Raw genomic sequence first — 18,361 nt, forward strand, 5'->3', positions numbered from 1 at the left:
GAGCGTGACTCATTTGGCGGTCGCTCGTTGGACATGCTGTGGATGCGTTCCTTCAGCGGCTGGTCCCCGATGAGTTGTGGGAGCTGTTCCAGCGCGTGGTCCCGCCGGCGCCCACCCGACCGCAAGGCGGCGGACGGCGACGCGCAGACGATCGGATGATCCTGGCCGCGATCATCTATGTGGCCACCACCGGATGCGCCTGGCGGCAGCTGCCACCGGTCTTCGGCGCCTCCTGGCAGACGGTCAACCGTCGGTTCGCCGAATGGAGCGCGATGCGGGTATGGGCCAAGCTGTATCGGATCATCCTGGATGAGCTCGGCGCGCGCGGAGAGCTGGACTGGTCGCGGTGTGCGATCGACTCGGTCAGCCTGCGTGCGGTCAAAAGGGGGAGCTGACCGGCCCCAATCCGGTCGACCGTGGCAAGAGCGGCTCGAAGATTCACCTGCTCACCGAGCGGAGCGGGCTACCGCTTTCGGTGGCGGTCTCAGCGGCCAACGTCCATGACAGCCTGGCCGTTGAGCCGCTGGTGCGGGGCATTCCGCCGATCCGCTCCCGACGCGGGCGGCGCCGTCGCCGTCCGGCCAAGCTGCATGGCGACAAGGGCTATGACTACTCCGGTTGAACGCGTAGGGTCCGGCCATGTGATCACCAGGGTTCGATGACCAGGCCGCTCGCGGCCAGGCAGCCGTCGAGGAGATGCGGCCGGTACTGGATCTTCTTCAGCTTGCGCTTGATGATCCGGACCAGGCCATCCAGGTCCGCTGCGACGAAGTTGGCGATGGCCCGTTTGAGTAGCGACCAGACCCCTTCGGCCGGATTCAGCTCCGGCGCATACGTCGGCAGCTGCACCACCCGCAGCCAGGAGGAGTTCGCCGCGGCGAAGTCGGCCAGCTCCCGCGCCAGGTGCACGTTCAGGTTGTCCCAGCACCACACCAGTGGCGCGCCGCCGAGCTGGTGATGCGTGGAGATGATCAGGTCCCGGTACTGCCACCAGCGGAAACTCTTCGCCTCCCCCTTGGTGCCGCGGTAGGTGTGCAGCGCATAGAACAGATGGGCGCGCTCGCCGGGGCGAAAGCAGAGCACCCCGGCCACGTTCACCCGCCCGGCGCTGCGGCCGCGCACGGCCACGATCGGCCGCACCCCGCGCGGAGCCCAGGTGCGGGCTTTCGGCGGCCTTGAGCCCTTGACCCGTCTCGTCGGCGAAGCAGATCCAGGCGCCCAGGTCCGCCGCGGTGGTTTTGCCCGCGGCCACACCTCGTCCTTCCACCCGCCGATGGCCTGCTCATCGCGCTCGATGGCCCGGTGCAGCGGCACCTGAGCCGACCAGTCGTGCCGTTTCCAGCAGCTTGGCCACGCCCTGGACGGTGTAGCCGAGGTGGAACATCCGGCCGATCACCGTCTTGATCCGGCCCAGCGTCCAGTACTGGTCATCGGCAAAGCCATGGGCCAGCGGCCCGCGCTTGAGTTCGGCCTCCAGCTTGGCCCACGATTGCGCCGACAACCGTTCCCGGGCCACCGGGCCGGCCGAGCGCAGCGCCTGCTCACCGCCTTGCTGCCAGCGGGCCCGCCAGCGCCGCACCGAACGCGCGGTGATGCACAGCTCGTGCGCGATAACCGTGGTGCTGTCCCCGCGCGCGAAGCGCTCAGCGGCCTGCAGCCGCACCTGCTCGCGCCGTTCCTGCTCGGCGGGGGTGTACCCGCCCCTCTGCGCGTATCGCATGCCTCGGTCGTACAGCCGAACTCGCGAAGCGTCACGCCCCCGCGGACTCTACGAGTTCAACCGGAGTAACCATTCCCTCCGTCGCAGCGGCCCGGTCAGCGGGCGCGACATTGGACTGGCTCGAAGCCCATGGCCATGAACGGCTTGCTCATTCTGCCACGGTTGTGCTATCGGGCGTTCGGCGGAGCAGCAAGTCCACCGTTGACATGGATGCCCTCCACGCTCACTTCGCCGACCGTTGCTGTTCCGTCGTCAGCATTCCATTCGATCCTCACCTCGAAGAGGATTCCGAGTTCGACCTCGACCGGCTCACAGAGGCGGCACAGGAGGCGTATCGGCAACTCTCAGCAACCGTCGGCGACGGCTTCACTCGCAGCCACATGCCCTAGAGAAGCTACCTATTTGACGATCTCCCAAAGACGTGCTATGGCTTCGCACGTCAGCGCTCCTGCACCGACATCCACATACTTCTTTCTTCTTTTTTATTCCAGATAAAGCAATCCAGCTTGCCATCGCATGCCATCCAAGATCGCCACACCTCACCCTCTTGGGGGTATTGCGTACAAATGATGAGAGGTGCTTTGATTGGATCGCTTTGGTGCAGCTGGTGTCCTAGCGACGCTTAAGTGAAGCATCCCTCGTTGGGAGGTATGCTTCAATCCGGCAGCTATGTCCAGGTGTGCCAATGTTGGATCTCGTGCGTCCTGGAGCTGGGGGCAGGAGCGATCTGGGCACGCCCCAACTTCGCGCCTTGCCCTCTCTTGCGGTAAATGGCGGGACCCCCTGGCAGATACCGGGACTTCGGCTCGCCTATACCGCGGGTATGTACTCGCGGACATTTAGCGTCGCCCTGATCAAGCCCACTTTCTAAATCCCGACGAACCCAATAGTGATCAACTCCGCATCGGACGCCCCGTGCCGTCCGGTCATGGCGTGGCGTACTGACGCCGCAATCCCCCGATTCAGCGTTCCTTAGCCCTGCCCCTCAAGAAAGGTTGCCCCATGCCGGACGGATTCGAGACATCTTGGGAACGGCTTCGGAGGCTTTCCGAAATGTCGGCTCCCGAGCGGATCCAGCACGTCAGCCGATGGGCAGAGGAGCTCACGTCTCGAGACGGCATGGACGGGATGCTCCCGTACTTCAGGACTGCCCATCAGGAGATGATCGCCGCCGTCCTGCTCGCGCTAGTGGATCACGGCTGGTCGTCTTCGAATGTCCCAGTATCCGAAGCCTCTGCCCTGCCGAGCTATGCCGCGACAGGTCGTCGAGCTGACCGCTCGGACGAAGCGCCAATCATTCGCGCCTGGGCCCGGGACAAGGGCCTCTCGATCAGCGAGCGGGGCCGCATCCCTCAGTGGGTTGTGGACCGCTACCACACCGAGAGTGCAACACAAGAGCCTTCGTCCGACGTGCTTGCGCTCAAGATCCGCCAAGCGCTGCAGCTGCACGGTGAGCTAACCCGGTCAGATCTGTGGAACATCGTTGGCCGCAACCAGCCATCCTTGGTGATCACGAAAGCCCTCGACCTTCTCCCCGACGTTGAAGCATTTGAGGGTGAGAGCACTGGTGGACGGCCTCCGCTGCTCTACCGCCTCACTAAGGACGTAAGTCGGGTCTCTGAAGCAACCCCCTCTTCTGCTCCTTCCGAGCGCAGCGAGCTCGATCCCTCAGTCCACGACTTCCTGCAAATGCTGCACGGAGAGTCACATGACGCCTAGCACGCCCGCATACCCCTCATCGATGGAGACTTCCGTGCTTGATCCCGAAGCGGCGGCTTGCCTCCTCCTGCCGAGCGGGATTACGCAATGAGCCTTTCCAGGATCCCTATCGAGGACTCCTACAGGAGCGACACCAGCAACGTTGCCCGCGACTTCTACGTTCCCGTGCTCGCCGAAGCAGTCCAGTATGACCGCGCCGTCGGCTATTTCACCGGTACCTCTCTTGCCCTGGTAGCAGATGGCCTTGACGGCTTGCGCGCGAATGGTGGACGGATCCGCATCATCGCTGGCCCTCTGCTAGCCCCCGAAGACATCGAAGACATCCTCAAGGGCTACGAGTACCGCGAAGTCATCAAGCGAGCCATTGTGCGCGAGGTCACCTCAGACACGATCGACGCACCAACGAGAGCAAGGCTCGGAATCCTGGGCAGACTCATCGCCGAAGGCGTCCTGGAGATCAAGATCGCGGTCGTATCGGAGACCAAAGGGCTTGGCATCTACCACGAAAAGATCGGAATCATCGCCGACCGTGGAGGGGATGTCGTCGCTTTCACCGGCTCCCTCAACGAGACACGAGCCGCTATGGAGAACAACTTCGAGTCCATCGAAGTGTTCGTTTCATGGGTTCCCGAGGATGCGCGCAGAGTTCGCAGGATCAAGGACAACTTCGCGGCGCTCTGGGAAGGCAGGACCGAGCGTCTGGAAGTCCTGAACTTTCCAGAGGAGGCGCAGGAGCATTTGCGTGAGCTCGCGAGGCAGGTTGCGCCCACATCCAGCGCACATCGGCAACACGGCGACGCGCATGACAGTTGGGCCACCACACCCGAAGATGTCCAGCTGCGCGACTATCAGAAGGAAGCCATCACCAAATGGCTTCAGGCGGGTGCCCGCGGCATGTTCGAGATGGCGACAGGCACGGGCAAGACCATCACCGCCCTGGCCGCCCTCGATCAGATAGGTCGTCAGCTTCGCGCACGCGACGGCTCGCTTGTCACCGTGGTTGTGGTCCCGCTGCTCGACCTTGTCGAGCAATGGGGCAATGAAATCAATCGCTTCGGGATCACCCCCATCAAGTGCCGAGACTCGGTAGCGACGTGGTGGGACCAAGCAAGCAACGCGATCGCTGGCCTTCGCCCAGGGCGCGCCGTGACACTCGTTGTAACGAATAAGACGTTTGGGTCGACTGCGTTTCAGGACCTACTGGCCTCGGTCGGAAGCGAGTTGCTGATCATTGCGGACGAAGCCCATCACCTGGGGGCCGAGCACAATCGCTCGAGACTACCCAGCCATGCATCATGGCGTCTGGCTCTCTCCGCAACCCCAGAGCGATGGTTCGACGATGAGGGAACCGAAGCGCTCAGGGACTACTTCGGTGACACCCTGATTCGCCTGGGGCTCAAAGATGCAATCGAGCTTGGAGCGCTTACCAGGTACATCTACCGCCCCGTTCTGGTTCCGCTCACCGAAGAGGAAGCGGCCTACTACAGCTTGCTCACCGGCAAGATCGGCGCTCTTTATGGTCAGGTCAAGGGAAGCAAGGGCCGAGCACGAACTGACGCCGAGGCTCGACTCGGGCAGTTGCTCAACAAGCGGGCGAAGGTTCTTGGCCATGCAGAAGGCAAGATCCCTGCGCTGAAACGAGAGATCAGCAAGCGGCAGGGGCAGTCCTACCAGCTGGTCTACTGCGCCGAAGGCGGCCGGCCGCAGCTTGATGACCCCAACGGCGGAGTACGGCAGGTTGATCAAGCCCTCGATCTGGTTGGCAACCGGCTTGGGATGCGCGTCCACTCCTATACCTCGCAGGAGTCCAAGTCAGATCGCCGCGACATCCTCGATGCATTCGGATCCGGCCGCCTGGAGGCGCTCGTCTCCATGCGCTGCTTGGACGAAGGTGTCGATCTTCCGGATGCCCGGATCGCCTACCTGCTAGCCAGTAGCAGCAATCCGAGGCAGTTCATCCAACGGCGAGGGCGAATCCTGCGCCGCGCGCCAGGGAAGACAGAAGCCGAGGTAATCGACTTCATCGCGGTCCCGCCGCAAGATCGCGAGCTTTTCGAAACCGAACGAAATCTGTTCCGGAGAGAAATGCAACGCTTTGTCGAGTTTGCCAGATATTCGGAGAATTATGGCGAAGCGCTATCCGAGCTTCGCGAGCTTCGCGAATACTACGAGTTGATGGACGTTTAGGAAGGCATCACGATGACCGACAAGATGGATCAAGAGGAAATCCAAATGATCTCAGGAGTCCTCGGCGGGCTCTCGCCTGACGCGCACGAGATCATCAAGATGATCCTTACGCTGGAGCAGGAGAACCTCCACAAGGCCGAGCCGACTGCCCGCACCAGCGTGCGCGAGGAAATGATCAAGAAGATCGAGGGTATCGCATAATGAAGTTCACGTCGGTTGAGCTTGAGAACTTCCGCCCATATGCGGGAGTTCAGCGAGTCAACTTCGCTATCGATGGGGACGCCAACACGACGGTCCTGTGGGGCACGAATGGCGGCGGCAAAACGACCCTTCTGAACGCCTTCACCTGGGCTCTTTACGGCGCGCTCAGCAATGACGTGGAGAATCGGGACCAGCTCATCAACTCGACCGTCTGGAACGAGGCACCCGAGGGCACGCCGCTCACCGCTTCCGTAACCATCGAGTTCGAACACGATGGCTTCGACTACATCGTGAAGCGATCTGTTTACGCCTCCAAGCATGGCGCAGTTCAGCCCCGGCCCAAGCCCGAACTGCAGCTGTGGCGCCGCGAGAAGGGCGGCAACCTGGACAAGCTGGATGGACCGAGCCTCCACCTGGACCAGATGCTGCCTGAGCGCCTGAGCCACTTCTTCTTCGTCAACGGCGAGCGCATCGAAGCTCTGGCAAAACACGAGGGAGGCGATGACGTTCGCCAAGCGGTTAAGACGCTTCTGGGTCTGGAAGCGATGGAACGAGCGATCGCGCATCTTCCCTTGATCATCCAGAAGCTCCGTCGCGACATCAAGGCGGAAGGGAACTCCCAGGAGGAACTTAACAACCTCCTCGGGAAGCTCGAAGACACCGAGCGCATGATTCAGGATCAGCAACGACGCCGCAGCGCCGCCAAGAAGGAGTTCAACCACTTCGAGGCTGAAATCCATGCGCTCAATCTCAAGATGACCCAACTTGCTGAGGCAAAGGAACTGCAGCAGGACCGCTATCGGCTGGAGGATCAGCTTCAGCGCACTCGGTCGGCGAGGCAGGATCAAGAGCAGCAGCGCGCCGCGCTGGTGGCTACGAGCGGATTCCTAGCCTTCCTGCCCGCGCTCCCTGACAAGATCTTCGCAGTCACCGACACGCTCTATGAGCGCGATCAGCTCCCTGCACCTCTCAAGCAGAGCTTCGTCGAGCATCTGCTCGACCGGGGGACATGCATCTGTGGGACGCAACTCGTAAACGGCAGTTCACAGCGGGACGCAGTCGAGCACTGGCGCACTCGTGGGGGGCTCGCGGAAGTCGAAGCCGCGTGGAACCAGCTCCGCGGCACCATCGGCGGAATCACCGAGCACAGAGAGCACATGCAGCAAGCGCTTCGCGGCTTCGATGAACGCATTGCCGAAGCGCAGGACACCGAGCGTCGTCTCGAGGGAGAGATCGGCGAAATCGGGAAGAAGCTCAAGCGGCTCCCCTCGGAAGAGGTAGTTGCGACCGAGGAGCGTCTCCAGACGGCAAAGCTCCAGCGAGACGAGAAGGTGGCCGCTGAGGGTGCGGCAGACCACGAGATCAAGCGGTTGGACGAGCAGGCAAATGCCCTTAAGAGCCAGCTCGACAAGTTCAAGGGGAAAGACGCCCGAAGCCGACGGATTCAGGCGAGGATCGCCGCGCTCCAAGAGGCACAGACTGTTCTAGCCAAGATCTTCGAGATTCTCTCACAGGGTGTCAGGCGTCGTCTCGATGTCCGCATCCAGGAGCTCTACCGCTTGGTGTCCCTCAAGAGCTACCAGCCGGAGCTCACCGCGGACTTCGAGTTGGAGCTGTGGGATCTCAGCGGAAGCGAGCGAATTCCTGCACCAAAGTCAACCGGCGAGAACATGCTGCTTTCGCTGGCCTTCGTCGGGTCGCTGGTGGGTGAAGCCCGAGACGCCCAGAAGCTCGGCCGAACCTTCATCAAGGGGATCGGCGGCGACTTCCCCGTGGTGATGGACGCCGTATTCGGCAATCTCGATGAGGGCTATCGAAAGGCTGTCGCCGACTTCCTGCCCAGGCTCGCTTCGCAGGTGGTGATCCTCACCAGCAAGGCGCAAGCGCAGGAAGTTGTCGAGCAAGAGCTCCAGCCCCGTATTGGTAGGCAGTACGTGATCGTCACGCACACCACGAAGACAGAGGTGAGCGGCGCTACAAACACCCTGACGTTGAACGGCAAGTCCTACCCGTATCAGGTAGTGGGTTCGAACCGTACCGGCGCTGAACTCCTGGAGGTCGAAAACTGATGGTTCTCAACGCAGATATCCGTGTCCGGCGCCCCCAGGACCACGAGGATCTCATCAATCGCCTGAACACCAAGGAAGGTGGCCCGTTCCCGAATAACTGGCAGGTCTTGGTTTTCGCCGCGGCCCTGGGCTGGTCACGAGGACGCCGAGAGCCGTTCGAGAAGTCGGGAGAACCGATTCGCTACGGGTTGTTCAGCAACTCTGCGAGCGTCGCTGCCATGATCGATTCGATGGGCGTTCTAGCGTCTCCCGATGACGCCGGCATCATGGCCGATGAGCGGCTGTCCGAGCGGATTACGGTGTTTGAGGAGTACGCCAACGGGGGGCTCGCTATCATCCAGGGCGAACTCAATAGCGGGGCGCATGTCCGTCCGATGGACGTCATCCTAAACCTGTCGCGTCGTGGAACGACCCATACCGAGAGCATGGTGCAAGACATTCTCGGCACAAGACTCTCCGGTTTCGGCGCGCCTGATTTCGGGAGCTGATCGCGCAGCCGCTGGTCCTCGCTCGGCAAGCAACTGCCGAGCGAGTCCCACCGAGGCGCGAGCGATAGAGCTGAGGGAGCAGCGTGTCCGGACTGCACTGGGAGAGCGATCGACGCCTTACTGCGATTGGGCGCACTTCCCTGTCGGTCGCAGCGCGACAAGCAGTCATCGACGATGAAGTTCATGCCGCCACCAGCGTCCTAGACTACGGAAGTGGCCGCGGCGACGATGTCGCCGCTCTACGCGAGATGCGGGTTCAGGCTCAAGGCTGGGATCCCTACTACGCACCCGACACCTCTCCCAGGCCGGCACACGTTGTCCTGCTGACCTACGTTCTCAACGTCATCGAGAATGTGGAAGAACGCCGGGAGGCTCTACGACGGGCCTGGGGTCTTGCAGAGCACCTCCTCGTCGTTACCAGCCGCCTCACCTGGGATCGGTCCAGGGTGAGAGGCCAGCAGTTCGAGGACGGCATCCTCACGAGCCGGCGGACGTTTCAACACCTGTTCTCCCCAGCGGAGCTTCGCTCCTACGTGGAGGAGACAACCGGGGTCCGCTGCGTTGCCGCTGCTCCTGGGGTGGTCTATGCCTTCAAACGAGACGAAGCGAGGCTTCGCTACCTAGCGCGCAAGGTCGTGCCGGATGCCGTCTGGCTTGCTTCAGAGGACACAGGCTCGGCGATCGCGGCCGTGGTGGACTACACAGAACGACGTGGCCGGCTGCCAAGGCTGGAAGAGATGCCTGAGGAGATGGCCAAGCTTCTGTCACATCTCCAACCCACCGAGCTTCAGCGGATCGTTCGTAAATCGGCATCTGCAGAGAAGATTGCAGCCGGGGCCACGGCATCGACGCTGGCTACGCTCCTGGTCCTTGGCATCGAATTGTTCAGCGGGCGCGGGCCGTACAGCACCTTGCCCACATCCCTGCAGTTAGACATCAGAGCCTTCTTCTCTTCATACAAGGAGGCATGCCAACGCGCGGATCGCCTCCTCTTGAAGCTGCGCGACGACTCCTATGTCAGAGGTGCCATGCAGGCATCGAAGATCGGAAAGCTGACACCCACTGCCCTGTACGTTCACCGACGCTGGGTCGACCAGATACCGACCGTGCTGCGGCTCTACGAGCATTGCGCCTCGATCGCCGCCGGACGTCCGGCCAGCTGGTCGTTGATCAAGCTGCGGCATCAAGGACGAGGTGTGAGCTGGCTTGATTACCCCGATTTCGAGGCAGATCCACACCCCCGGCTCCGTTCCTCCTACATGGTCGACCTGACCACGCTGAAGACGTCATTCACCTCCTACGACGAGTCGTCTAACCGGCCCCTGCTCCATCGCAAGCACGAGTTTCTATCCCCAGACGATCCCGACGCTCCCAAGTACAGGCGCCTTACCGAGAGCGAGGCGCGAGCTGGCCTTTATGCCAACCCGCACCTCATTGGCACCGAGCAAGGGTGGGAGGCGGAACTGATCCGTTGCGGTCGAGCTCTGCGCGGTCACCGACTCGTCAAGCGAAGCTGACGTCAGCCTGGTATCCCGCGATCACGTCAACGAACTCATCGACGTCCAGTTCCTCTGCCTGGTCTGGATACCAAGAGAGCCTGAGCCCGTTCGCGGCCTGATCTGTCGGCAGTCCCATTGCTGCCAAGACGTGGCTAGGAGTGTAGGAGGCGCTGGTGCATGCCGAGCCGGTGGCAACAGCCGCATAGTTCTTCAGCTGAAGGATCAACGCCTCGGTATCCACGCCCTCGAAGGAAAGGTTGAGGATGTGGGGGGCAACATGATCCTGATCGCCATGCAAGTGGAACCTGGTCCTCCCGAGAGCTACCAGGAGCCGGGCGCGGAAGTCGCTGGCAGCCTTGAACCACTCAGCCCGACCATGCTCGAAGACCTCCAGAGCTTTGGCTAGACCCATGATCAGCGGGACCGGCAGGGTACCAGGCCGCAGCTTGCGCTCCTGGCCGCCGCCGTACATGAGCGGAGTTAGAGGAGCCGAGTCTCGTCCACGCCGCCGAACCACAAGCCCACCGACGCCCTTCGGTGCGCCGATCTTGTGCCCGCTGAAGCTGATGAGGTCAATGGGCGCTCTGAGGTCGCTGGGAAACTTGCCGAAGCCCTGCGCGGCATCGACGTGGAAGTAGGTTGACGTGTCTCGTAGGTGCTCGGCCAGCTCCGCCACAGGCTGGATCACACCAGTCTCGTTGTTTACCTGCATGACCGACACCAACAGGGTGTCAGGGCGGAGCCGCTCAATCACCGCCTCCACCTCCACCCTGCCCGAGGGCCCGGGCTCGATCAGGTCGACTTCAAAGCCCTGGGATGCCAGGTGTTCCAAGGGCTCAAGAACTGCCTTGTGCTCAATGGCTGTGCTGATGATGTGGCGTCGGTCGCGCTTCATCCCGTAGGGCGCCAGACCAAGGATGGCGATGTTGTTCGATTCTGTGGCACCGCTCGTGAAGATCAGCTCGTCAGGGCGGGCTGACAAGTGGGACGCCAGTCCTTCTCTTGCACGCGCTACCGCCTTCTTGGCACGCGTGCCGTACTCATGCGTCCGGGAACCGGCGTTGCCGAACTCATCGCGCATCCAGTGCAGGACAACCTCAGCCACCTCAGGGAACACTCTTGTCGTGGCAGCGGCGTCAAGGTAGGCGACCACAGGCTCGTCCTCGATCCATATCAGCGATGGGGAACGTTAAAACAGTGACGTTCTTACGTCAGAGAGACGTACATACGGTACTGTGTCACGTGTGGAAACACTCGGGCTGGCTACACGTCACGGTGATACCTCAACCGCAGGGTTCGAGTACATCTTCCCAGCGATCCGGGGTGTTCAGGCTGGGCGGGAGTACTACGCATCAATGTGCCCCCTCCGGCTCATCCCAAGAATCTTCCTGTTCGATGATGATGAGCTCGCACCCGAGGTGCGTGCGCAACGAGTCTTGAACAAGGGAAGGGTCCCAGCCCTGACGCGGTACATCCTCGACAACCCAGACGACTACGTCTTCTCTGCTCTCACAGCCTCGGTCGATGGCGTGATGAAGTTCGTCGGCTTCTCCGACGAAGGTCCTGGTATGCGCGTTGGTCAGCTCCACATCCCGATGGCTTCGCGCTTCCTGATCAACGATGGCCAACACCGTCGCGCGGCGATCGAAGCAGCGCTGCGCGAAAACCCCTCTCTTGGCGACGAGACGATTGCCGTTGTCTTCTTCTACGACGCAGGCCTTGAGCGAAGCCAGCAGATGTTCGCCGACCTCAATCGCCACGCTGTACGGCCAGCGAGATCGATCGGCGTGCTCTACGATCACCGCGACGAAATCTCGCAGCTCACACGACTCCTTGCGCTCAAGTCTCCGATCTTCAAAGACTCGGTAGAGATGGAGCGCAGCACTCTCTCGGCCAAGTCACGCAAGCTCTTCACACTCAGTGCGTTGTACTCAGCCACCACGGCGCTACTGCAAGACCTGAAGCTCGACAATGCCGAGACCGCACGAACCATATCCGAAGCGTTCTGGCTCGCCGTTGATGAGCTGATCCCCGACTGGCAAGAGGTCCGATCGCGACAGCTGCAAGCCACAGAGGTTCGGAAGCAGTATCTACACACCCATGGCATCGCCCTGCACGCGCTCGGTCTGGTGGGGAATACCTTGCTGCGCGATTCACTTGATCCCGAAGACTGGAAGCCGCGATTGGCTCCACTCGGTCAGGTGGACTGGTCAAGATCGAACCCAGACTGGGAAGGCCGCGCGATCATTGGCGGCAGGGTCTCCAAGAACCACCAAAATGTCGTACTGACCGTGAATTATCTACGACAGCAGCTCGGGCTCAAACTGAGCGCCGAAGAGCAGCAGGCCGAGGACGCGTACAAGCGAGGAGACCGATGACCACCCTGCCGCGCAGCGCCGTCATGTTGAATACCCCCACCAGGCGGGCCATCCCGTTTGAAGACAAAGGGGGTCTAGCTGCTGTCGTCAGCGAGATCACCAGTGAGATTCGTGAGCTGTACACAGCCGATCAGGTGCCGTGGGTTGTCGGCTACAGCGGAGGAAAGGACTCCACAGCAGTCCTCCAGCTCGTGTGGATCGCGCTTCAAGGGTTGCCTTCCGAGCAGCGCACCAAGCCTGTCTATGTGATCAGCACTGACACCCTGGTAGAGAACCCGGTGGTGGCAGCCTGGGTGACGGGTTCTCTCGACACCATGCGCCAGGCCGCGGAGGGCCAAGGCTTGCCCATTCAGCCCAATCGGCTGATCCCCGACGTCAAGGACACTTTCTGGGTTGGGCTCATCGGTAAGGGCTACCCTGCGCCTCGTCCCAAGTTCCGCTGGTGCACCGAGCGACTGAAGATTCGGCCTTCGAACTCGTTCATTCGCCGCGTTGTTCATGACCATGGTGAAGCGATTCTGGTCTTGGGCATCCGTAAGGCAGAGAGCCAGGCCCGCGCCCGGGTGATGGAGCGCCACGAGAAGCGTCGCGTTCGCGACCGGCTCTCGCCCAATGGCAACTTGCCGAATTCACTCGTCTACAGTCCGATCGAGGACTGGAGCAACGACGAAGTGTGGACCTTCCTCATGCAGCAGGCCAATCCTTGGGGGCACGCGAACAAGGACCTGTTGACCATGTACCAGGGCGCCTCCAGTGATGGCGAGTGTCCGCTTGTGGTGGACAGTTCGACCCCCTCCTGTGGCGACAGCCGTTTTGGCTGCTGGACTTGCACTCTCGTAGACAAGGACAAGTCCATGTCCGCGATGATCCAGAATGACGAGGAAAAGGAGTGGATGCTCCCGCTCCTGGAGCTGCGGGACGAGCTAGACGTTGCCGACGATAGCCATCTCCGCGACTGGCGCAAGATGAACGGCTCCATTCAGCTTTTCTACGACCGCAACGTGCCCGGCCCCTACACCCAGAAGGCACGCGAGGACTGGCTCTCGAAGCTACTCAACGCCCAGACCTGGATCCGGGAGCACGCGCCGGAGTCCGTCCGCAACATCGAGCTCATCACGATGGATGAGCTACACGAGATCAGGCGTATCTGGGTCTTCGAGAAGCACGAGGTCGAAGACTCGCTCCCACGCATCTACAAGCAGGAGACCGGCGAGGACTTCCCTGGTGGCCCGCTGGATCAGCACCTTGCCGTCGCTACCGATGAGGTTGAGCTCCTACGCGAAGTTTGTGGGGACGACGAGCTTCACTTCCTGACCATGCGTGAGCTTCTGGCAGTCGAGCGCAAGTTCAGAACAATGACTAGGCGTTCCGGTCTCTTCGAGGCTCTCGAAAAGACGATCAAGAAGGGCTACTACGCCGACAAGGAAGACGCGGTGGACATGGCCCTACGGAACCAGCACAACAAGACCGCGCCCATGCTGCCCGGACTTGATGAAGTGAGCGCCGATGCTTCTGCATGAGATCACCCTTGAGAACTTTGGGGCCTACAAGGGCGCCAACTCTCTAACGCTATCTCCCAAGTCTGGCCGTCCGATCATCCTGATCGGCGGGCTCAACGGCTGCGGAAAGACCACCCTCCTTGATGCTATTCAGCTGGCCCTCTACGGATCACGTGCGCGATGCAGCGGTCGCGGCGCTCGCTCCTACGAGTCGTTCCTCCGCGACAGCGTGAACCGCCAGGCAGAGCCGAAGGAAGCTAGTGTGACGCTACGCTTCTCCGTGACGATCGAAGGTGCGGAGCGGCAGTACGAGGTCGAGCGCTCCTGGAAGATCAACGGCAAGACTGTCCCTGAGTCACTCAGAGTCTTCATCGATGGCAAGCACGACAAGGCTGTGAGTACGAACTGGGCCAACTACATCGAAGACCTCCTTCCCTTGGAAGTCGCCTCGCTCTTCTTCTTCGACGGCGAAAAGATCGAGTCTCTTGCTGACCCCGAGCGTGCCGCACCCGTCATTGAGTCCGCGGTTCAGTCACTTCTTGGCGTGAGCACGGTGGAGCAACTCCGAACCGATCTGCTCGCCCTCCAGCGGCGCCAAAAGGTCACACAGGAGTACAAGGATGCCCGGGATGAGATCGACCGAATTGAGTCTCAGCTAGTCCAGAACGAGGTTGCCCGCGCAGACGCCTATCAGCGCATCGCTTCCATCAACTCTGGTCTGCACCAGGAGAGGAAGGAACTCGCGACCGTCGAGGCGATGTTCGCCAAGCAGGGTGGTGAGCTCTTCCGCAGACGGGCCGAGTTGGAAAGCCTACGCTCCCAGGCGAGCAAGCGACTGGAGTCGCTCAACGAGACTCTTGCCAGCGTGGCCTCAGGACCTCTTCCGCTGCTCCTGTTGTCTGATCAGATCAGGGCACTGAAGGAGCAGGTCACGCGTGAAGAGGAGGCAGCGCGAGCGGAGCGAGTGCTGGATGCGCTGAAAGTGCGGGATGACGAGCTCCTTGCTCTTCTAAGCTCAGACGCCTCACCTGCTCAGATGAGCCGGATCCTCGAGTATCTCGAAAAGGACCGGGATATGCGCGCCTCGTCGACCGATGTGGCGCGGGTCCTGAACATGTCTGCGTCCGGGATCCAGCAGATCAACTCGTTGGACCATGTCCTTGAAGCGGAATCCGTCCGCGCCCGGACCTTGCTTACCGAAGCCGGGGAGCTTCGAGACGAGCTCCAGTCGCTTGATCGTCAACTCGCAGGCGTGCCTGCTGAAGAGGCCATCGCTGACCTCGTCGCCCAGCAGGACAAGGCCAGGCAGCGTGTAGTGAGCCTCGAACGAGAGCTCGCTACTGCACAGGAGGCCCACGCGACCCATGATCGAGAGCGAGAGCAACTCACGGCGGCGAGAGACCGGGCCTATGCCAAGTACGCCAAGGGTCTTGCGGAGACCGAGCACCGTGAGCGGGTCGTCACGTACTCGGATCGTGCCCGCACCACCCTGGAGAAGTTCGGCGAGCTCCTGTTGCAGCGGCACATCAACCGACTTGAGGTTGCGGTCCTGGAGAGTTTCAAGCGCCTGATGCGCAAGGAAGGGCTCGTCCAGGATCTCCGCATTGACACCGAGAAGTTCACCTTGACGCTGATTGGCGCCGACGAGGATGAGATCAATCCCGCTCGGCTGAGTGCGGGCGAACGTCAACTCCTCGCCGTCTCGCTTCTCTGGGGGCTCGCGCGAGTGGCCGGCAACCGCCTTCCGAGCGTCATCGACACTCCTCTAGGCCGCCTGGACAGTCGCCACCGCCAAAACCTGGTACAGCGCTACTTCCCGTATGCCAGCGAACAGGTCCTCCTTCTGTCCACCGACAAGGAGATCGATGACCAGCTCCTCCAGGAGTTGATCCCGGCCATCGCTCGGACCTACACGCTGGTCCATGACGACCACACGTTTACGACCAAGATCGAGAACGGCTACGGCTGGGGAAAGACCCAATATGTCGCTTGACACAATTCGACTGTCTCAGCCAGCAAAAGATCAGCTCATCAAGCTCAAGCGCATCACCGGAATCAAGACCTGGAATGTCCTGTGCCGCTGGGCTCTTGCGACATCACTTTCCGATGCCTCAACTCCTCTCGTGCGAGACATCGTTCTCGACTCCAACCTGGAGATGTCCTGGAAGACCTTCTCTGGAGAGTATGGAGACATCTATCTTGCGTTGATTAAGCATCGATGTGTTGTAGATGGAGAGGAGCCTTCCACAGAAGTCGTCGAAAGGACCTTCTCCATCCATCTCCACCGGGGAATCGCTCACCTAGCCGGACGGACCGACCTGGAGTCCATGAGCGATCTCATGCATCTAGCGCTGCCAGGTCTCGACCGCTAGTTCAGCAAACGCGGCCTGCCGGGCCTCTATCTGCGCCGCGTTCCAGTCTGGGACTCTTGCAATCGAGCTCGTCAGCAGAAATTCGGAGGCCGCAAAGATCGGCAACTTGTCCTTGAATGGCTTGTTGCCAATCTTTGAGTTCTTGCCCTTGCTCAACAGAGCCATGTTCCCCAGACGATGGACCATGCCTTCGAGCTCGTCCTTATCGAACGACTGCCAGTCCCCGTTCTTCGCGTTCCGTGGAAGGATATGTTCGAGGTTAACCTTGGCCTCATCCTCATTGGGAACGAGCTCCGGTTCGGACGTTCCCATCCGGGTCCGTTCGAGAGCCTGCAGGAAGTATCTCGCCTGCCAGGCAGTCTTGACTTGTAGGACCTTGAATGCAGCTTTGAACTCGCTGTCTCCTGGGAGGACGTTACCGAGGTGATCGCGGAGTTGATCGACGGTCTCTATCTCCTTGGCACGAATCTTCCGCGCTGCTGAGCAGTACGATTCTTCGATTCTTCCTGCGTTCATCTGCTCCAGAACGATTCCGCGTACCGACCAGCTCACCAAGGCTCTGAGCAGCTTCTGAATCTCTTCCTTTGAGAAGGTCTCAAGGGCGGCGAGCAGAAGTGGCTTGTTGGGCGAGAGATTGAAGCGCGTCAGCAGCATTACGTCCTGCCGCGGAGAGGTTCCGTATCCCGTCCAGTAGTCATGCTGGGCGTTTCCAAGCGCGCTGTAGATGTTTGCGGCTCCGTGCAGTTTGCTCACAAAGTCCACCGTTGCGCTCTGCGACGTGACCCCCTTACGGATCGCCCTATAGAGCTCCTTCTCCCGCGTCAGCCCATGGCGGGAGCTCCAATAGTGGCGAAGGAAGGGCGTGAACTTGGCGTCCGTCGCGCTGGGCTCAAGCGTGCTGAACGACTTAACCCAGTATTCGCTGACAAGTTCAAGCTGCTGCCCTGCCTGGCTATAGAGATAGTTCTTAAGAAGGTCGGCCGTAGTTAGATCGGCCCCACGATTATTTAGAGTTTCGAAGATGACATATGCGTCAGCCTCGGTGGGGACCTCGATGACTCCAATACGCGCACGGTTCTTGAGGAAGACTACCCAGTCGAGTAGTTTCTCGCCGCCGGAGGCCTCCGCAAACTCATGGACCTTCTCCTTTAGGAAGGCGAAAGCTTCCGCGAGCAGCTTCTGCGAAGCTACCTTTAGTTCTGGCGTCGGATTCGGAAGATCGGCCATGATCTGCCGGAAGTAGACATTGTCGCTGTGGTTAAGCGTCAGGCGAGGCTCTTTTCCGTCCGACTCTAGAGTCTCCTTTGCAAGGTAGTCGCGCTCGATAATTTCGGCCTTACGGCGAAGGTTGCAAGACCTCAACTCGTCTCGGATCGCCGCCAGAAGCAAGGAGGTTGTCGCCAATCTCTGCTGGCCGTCAACTACTTTCCTACGGTCACTTCCCCCCACATCCGTGGTCAGAACTACGGCTCCAAGGAAATACTCTCCATGCTCCTTGAAGGCATTAGACAGGTCCGACCAGAAGTCTTGAACCTGTTCTTCGGCTCTCCAGGAATAGGAACGCTGGTACGTTGGCACGCTCAGCTCGCGCGTTTCAAGGAGTTCTGCAATCCCGGGCAGGAGGAACTTGATTGAGGTGCCATCGTGGAGGGGAAGCGCCTTAGACATGCGCTGATCATACGATCACATACCACCTTTTGCCTACCATCTCTTAGCGCTCACCTTCACATACGGCAACAAAGAGTGCATTTCTCCAGCGATCTTGGGAACTGCTATTCGAATATTCGGGGTGCGAGCGCTCGGCGTTCCCGAACGTGGGCGGGCTAGGCGCACGCCATCCAGTACAGCCCTATGTTGACGAAATCGTCCCACGCGCACTTCGCTCAGATTCTCGCCCACCCGGAATTGGGTCGGAATCGGAGGCGAAACGAGTTATCCCAGCAGGCCAGCAAGCCCGGCATTCTTGACAGATCGCCCCCACCGGGGAGATCGCCGAAACACACGCGCCAGCTGATCTCCACTGGGCAACCGCCCCTCCGCGTCCTGCTGCTCGAGAGCCCACTGCCATGCCTGCCGCTGAAGCGACCTTCCTCGGAGCTTCTCTGTAAGGGGACCCTCGACCACAGGCTCGGGCTCCTCAATGCCATCGCTCTCCACCGTTGGCCTATCTCTCCGAGCGGAAACCCTGATCATCCGCATGAGCATTTCGTAGCTGCCGGTGAGAGCCAG

Annotated in this window: 14 protein-coding genes and 1 pseudogene; 11 read left to right on the plus strand and 4 right to left on the minus strand. The window is 60.8% G+C overall.

The annotated features are described in order from the left end of the window. Positions 1-38: 38 nt before the first annotated feature. Positions 39-613, plus strand: a pseudogene (locus tag Psi01_RS41730) (IS5 family transposase); the annotation flags it as partial. Positions 614-645: 32 nt separating this feature from the next. On the opposite strand, the gene Psi01_RS41735 reads toward Psi01_RS41730, so the two are convergent. Together Psi01_RS41735 and Psi01_RS41740 are read right to left on the minus strand one after the other, a co-directional pair. After that, complete coding sequence (locus Psi01_RS41735) at positions 646-1,314, minus strand: transposase (RefSeq protein WP_507763458.1); 669 nt, start codon at positions 1,312-1,314, stop codon at positions 646-648. Beyond that, a complete protein-coding gene (locus tag Psi01_RS41740) occupies positions 1,283-1,720 on the minus strand; it encodes a helix-turn-helix domain-containing protein (protein WP_239128428.1) in 438 nt (145 codons plus the stop codon). Before Psi01_RS41740 ends, Psi01_RS41735 begins: the two co-directional genes overlap by 32 nt. A gap of 1,002 nt (positions 1,721-2,722) precedes the next feature. Between Psi01_RS41740 and Psi01_RS41745 the strand changes: the two genes are divergently transcribed. The 6 genes from Psi01_RS41745 (at position 2,723) to Psi01_RS41770 (ending at position 9,901) form a co-directional block, all read left to right on the plus strand. Further along, positions 2,723-3,439 carry an Lsr2 family DNA-binding protein gene (locus Psi01_RS41745; RefSeq protein WP_239128429.1) on the plus strand — a complete coding sequence of 239 codons (717 nt, stop codon included), beginning with the start codon at positions 2,723-2,725 and terminating at the stop codon, positions 3,437-3,439. 87 nt (positions 3,440-3,526) lie between these two features. Next, a complete protein-coding gene (locus Psi01_RS41750; RefSeq protein ID WP_204069744.1) occupies positions 3,527-5,626 on the plus strand; it encodes a DEAD/DEAH box helicase family protein in 2,100 nt (699 codons plus the stop codon). 12 nt (positions 5,627-5,638) lie between these two features. Further along, complete coding sequence (locus Psi01_RS41755) at positions 5,639-5,827, plus strand: hypothetical protein (RefSeq protein ID WP_204069745.1); 189 nt, start codon at positions 5,639-5,641, stop codon at positions 5,825-5,827. Further along, positions 5,827-7,896, plus strand: a complete 2,070-nt coding sequence (locus Psi01_RS41760; protein WP_204069746.1) for an AAA family ATPase — start codon at positions 5,827-5,829, stop codon at positions 7,894-7,896. The genes Psi01_RS41755 and Psi01_RS41760 overlap by 1 nt, the downstream gene beginning before the upstream one ends. Continuing rightward, positions 7,896-8,384 carry a DNA phosphorothioation-associated protein 4 gene (locus Psi01_RS41765; RefSeq protein ID WP_204069747.1) on the plus strand — a complete coding sequence of 163 codons (489 nt, stop codon included), beginning with the start codon at positions 7,896-7,898 and terminating at the stop codon, positions 8,382-8,384. The genes Psi01_RS41760 and Psi01_RS41765 overlap by 1 nt, the downstream gene beginning before the upstream one ends. A gap of 83 nt (positions 8,385-8,467) precedes the next feature. After that, a complete protein-coding gene (locus Psi01_RS41770; protein ID WP_204069748.1) occupies positions 8,468-9,901 on the plus strand; it encodes a DNA phosphorothioation-associated putative methyltransferase in 1,434 nt (477 codons plus the stop codon). On the opposite strand, the gene dndA is transcribed toward Psi01_RS41770, so the two are convergent. Further along, complete coding sequence (gene dndA / locus Psi01_RS41775; RefSeq protein WP_204069749.1) at positions 9,888-11,036, minus strand: cysteine desulfurase DndA; 1,149 nt, start codon at positions 11,034-11,036, stop codon at positions 9,888-9,890. The two genes, Psi01_RS41770 and dndA, sit on opposite strands and share 14 nt — an antisense overlap. Before the next feature lie 91 nt (positions 11,037-11,127). On the opposite strand from dndA, the gene dndB reads away from it, so the two are divergent. From dndB to dndE, 4 genes are read left to right on the plus strand one after another with little or no spacing between them, the layout of a single operon-like run. Further along, the gene (dndB, locus tag Psi01_RS41780; RefSeq protein ID WP_239128430.1) at positions 11,128-12,261 is read left to right on the plus strand and encodes a DNA sulfur modification protein DndB; all 1,134 of its coding nucleotides are present in this window, start codon (positions 11,128-11,130) and stop codon (positions 12,259-12,261) included. Continuing rightward, positions 12,258-13,781 (plus strand): DNA phosphorothioation system sulfurtransferase DndC, encoded by a 1,524-nt coding sequence (dndC, locus tag Psi01_RS41785; protein WP_239128431.1) that lies wholly within the window; start codon positions 12,258-12,260, stop codon positions 13,779-13,781. The genes dndB and dndC overlap by 4 nt, the downstream gene beginning before the upstream one ends. Then, complete coding sequence (dndD, locus tag Psi01_RS41790) at positions 13,768-15,753, plus strand: DNA sulfur modification protein DndD (RefSeq protein ID WP_204069750.1); 1,986 nt, start codon at positions 13,768-13,770, stop codon at positions 15,751-15,753. The genes dndC and dndD overlap by 14 nt, the downstream gene beginning before the upstream one ends. Next, positions 15,743-16,132: a DNA sulfur modification protein DndE gene (dndE, locus tag Psi01_RS41795; RefSeq protein ID WP_204069751.1), complete on the plus strand. Its 390-nt coding sequence runs from the start codon at positions 15,743-15,745 to the stop codon at positions 16,130-16,132. The genes dndD and dndE overlap by 11 nt, the downstream gene beginning before the upstream one ends. On the opposite strand, the gene Psi01_RS41800 is transcribed toward dndE, so the two are convergent. Then, positions 16,106-17,800 (minus strand): DUF262 domain-containing protein, encoded by a 1,695-nt coding sequence (locus Psi01_RS41800; protein ID WP_204069752.1) that lies wholly within the window; start codon positions 17,798-17,800, stop codon positions 16,106-16,108. The genes dndE and Psi01_RS41800 overlap by 27 nt on opposite strands. Positions 17,801-18,361: the final 561 nt, after the last annotated feature.

The organism is Paraplanobispora siamensis (assembly GCF_016863175.1).
GTDB lineage: Bacteria > Actinomycetota > Actinomycetes > Streptosporangiales > Streptosporangiaceae > Planobispora > Planobispora siamensis.

Coding starts and splice junctions, on each gene's coding strand:
- Psi01_RS41760 (WP_204069746.1), top strand. CDS start 5,827: ATGAAGTTCACGTCGGTTGAGCTTGAGAACTTCCGCCCATATGCGGGA.
- Psi01_RS41800 (WP_204069752.1), bottom strand. CDS start 17,800: ATGTCTAAGGCGCTTCCCCTCCACGATGGCACCTCAATCAAGTTCCTC.
- dndE (WP_204069751.1), top strand. CDS start 15,743: ATGTCGCTTGACACAATTCGACTGTCTCAGCCAGCAAAAGATCAGCTC.
- Psi01_RS41755 (WP_204069745.1), top strand. CDS start 5,639: ATGACCGACAAGATGGATCAAGAGGAAATCCAAATGATCTCAGGAGTC.
- dndD (WP_204069750.1), top strand. CDS start 13,768: ATGCTTCTGCATGAGATCACCCTTGAGAACTTTGGGGCCTACAAGGGC.
- dndC (WP_239128431.1), top strand. CDS start 12,258: ATGACCACCCTGCCGCGCAGCGCCGTCATGTTGAATACCCCCACCAGG.
- Psi01_RS41750 (WP_204069744.1), top strand. CDS start 3,527: ATGAGCCTTTCCAGGATCCCTATCGAGGACTCCTACAGGAGCGACACC.
- Psi01_RS41745 (WP_239128429.1), top strand. CDS start 2,723: ATGCCGGACGGATTCGAGACATCTTGGGAACGGCTTCGGAGGCTTTCC.
- Psi01_RS41765 (WP_204069747.1), top strand. CDS start 7,896: ATGGTTCTCAACGCAGATATCCGTGTCCGGCGCCCCCAGGACCACGAG.
- Psi01_RS41740 (WP_239128428.1), bottom strand. CDS start 1,720: ATGCGATACGCGCAGAGGGGCGGGTACACCCCCGCCGAGCAGGAACGG.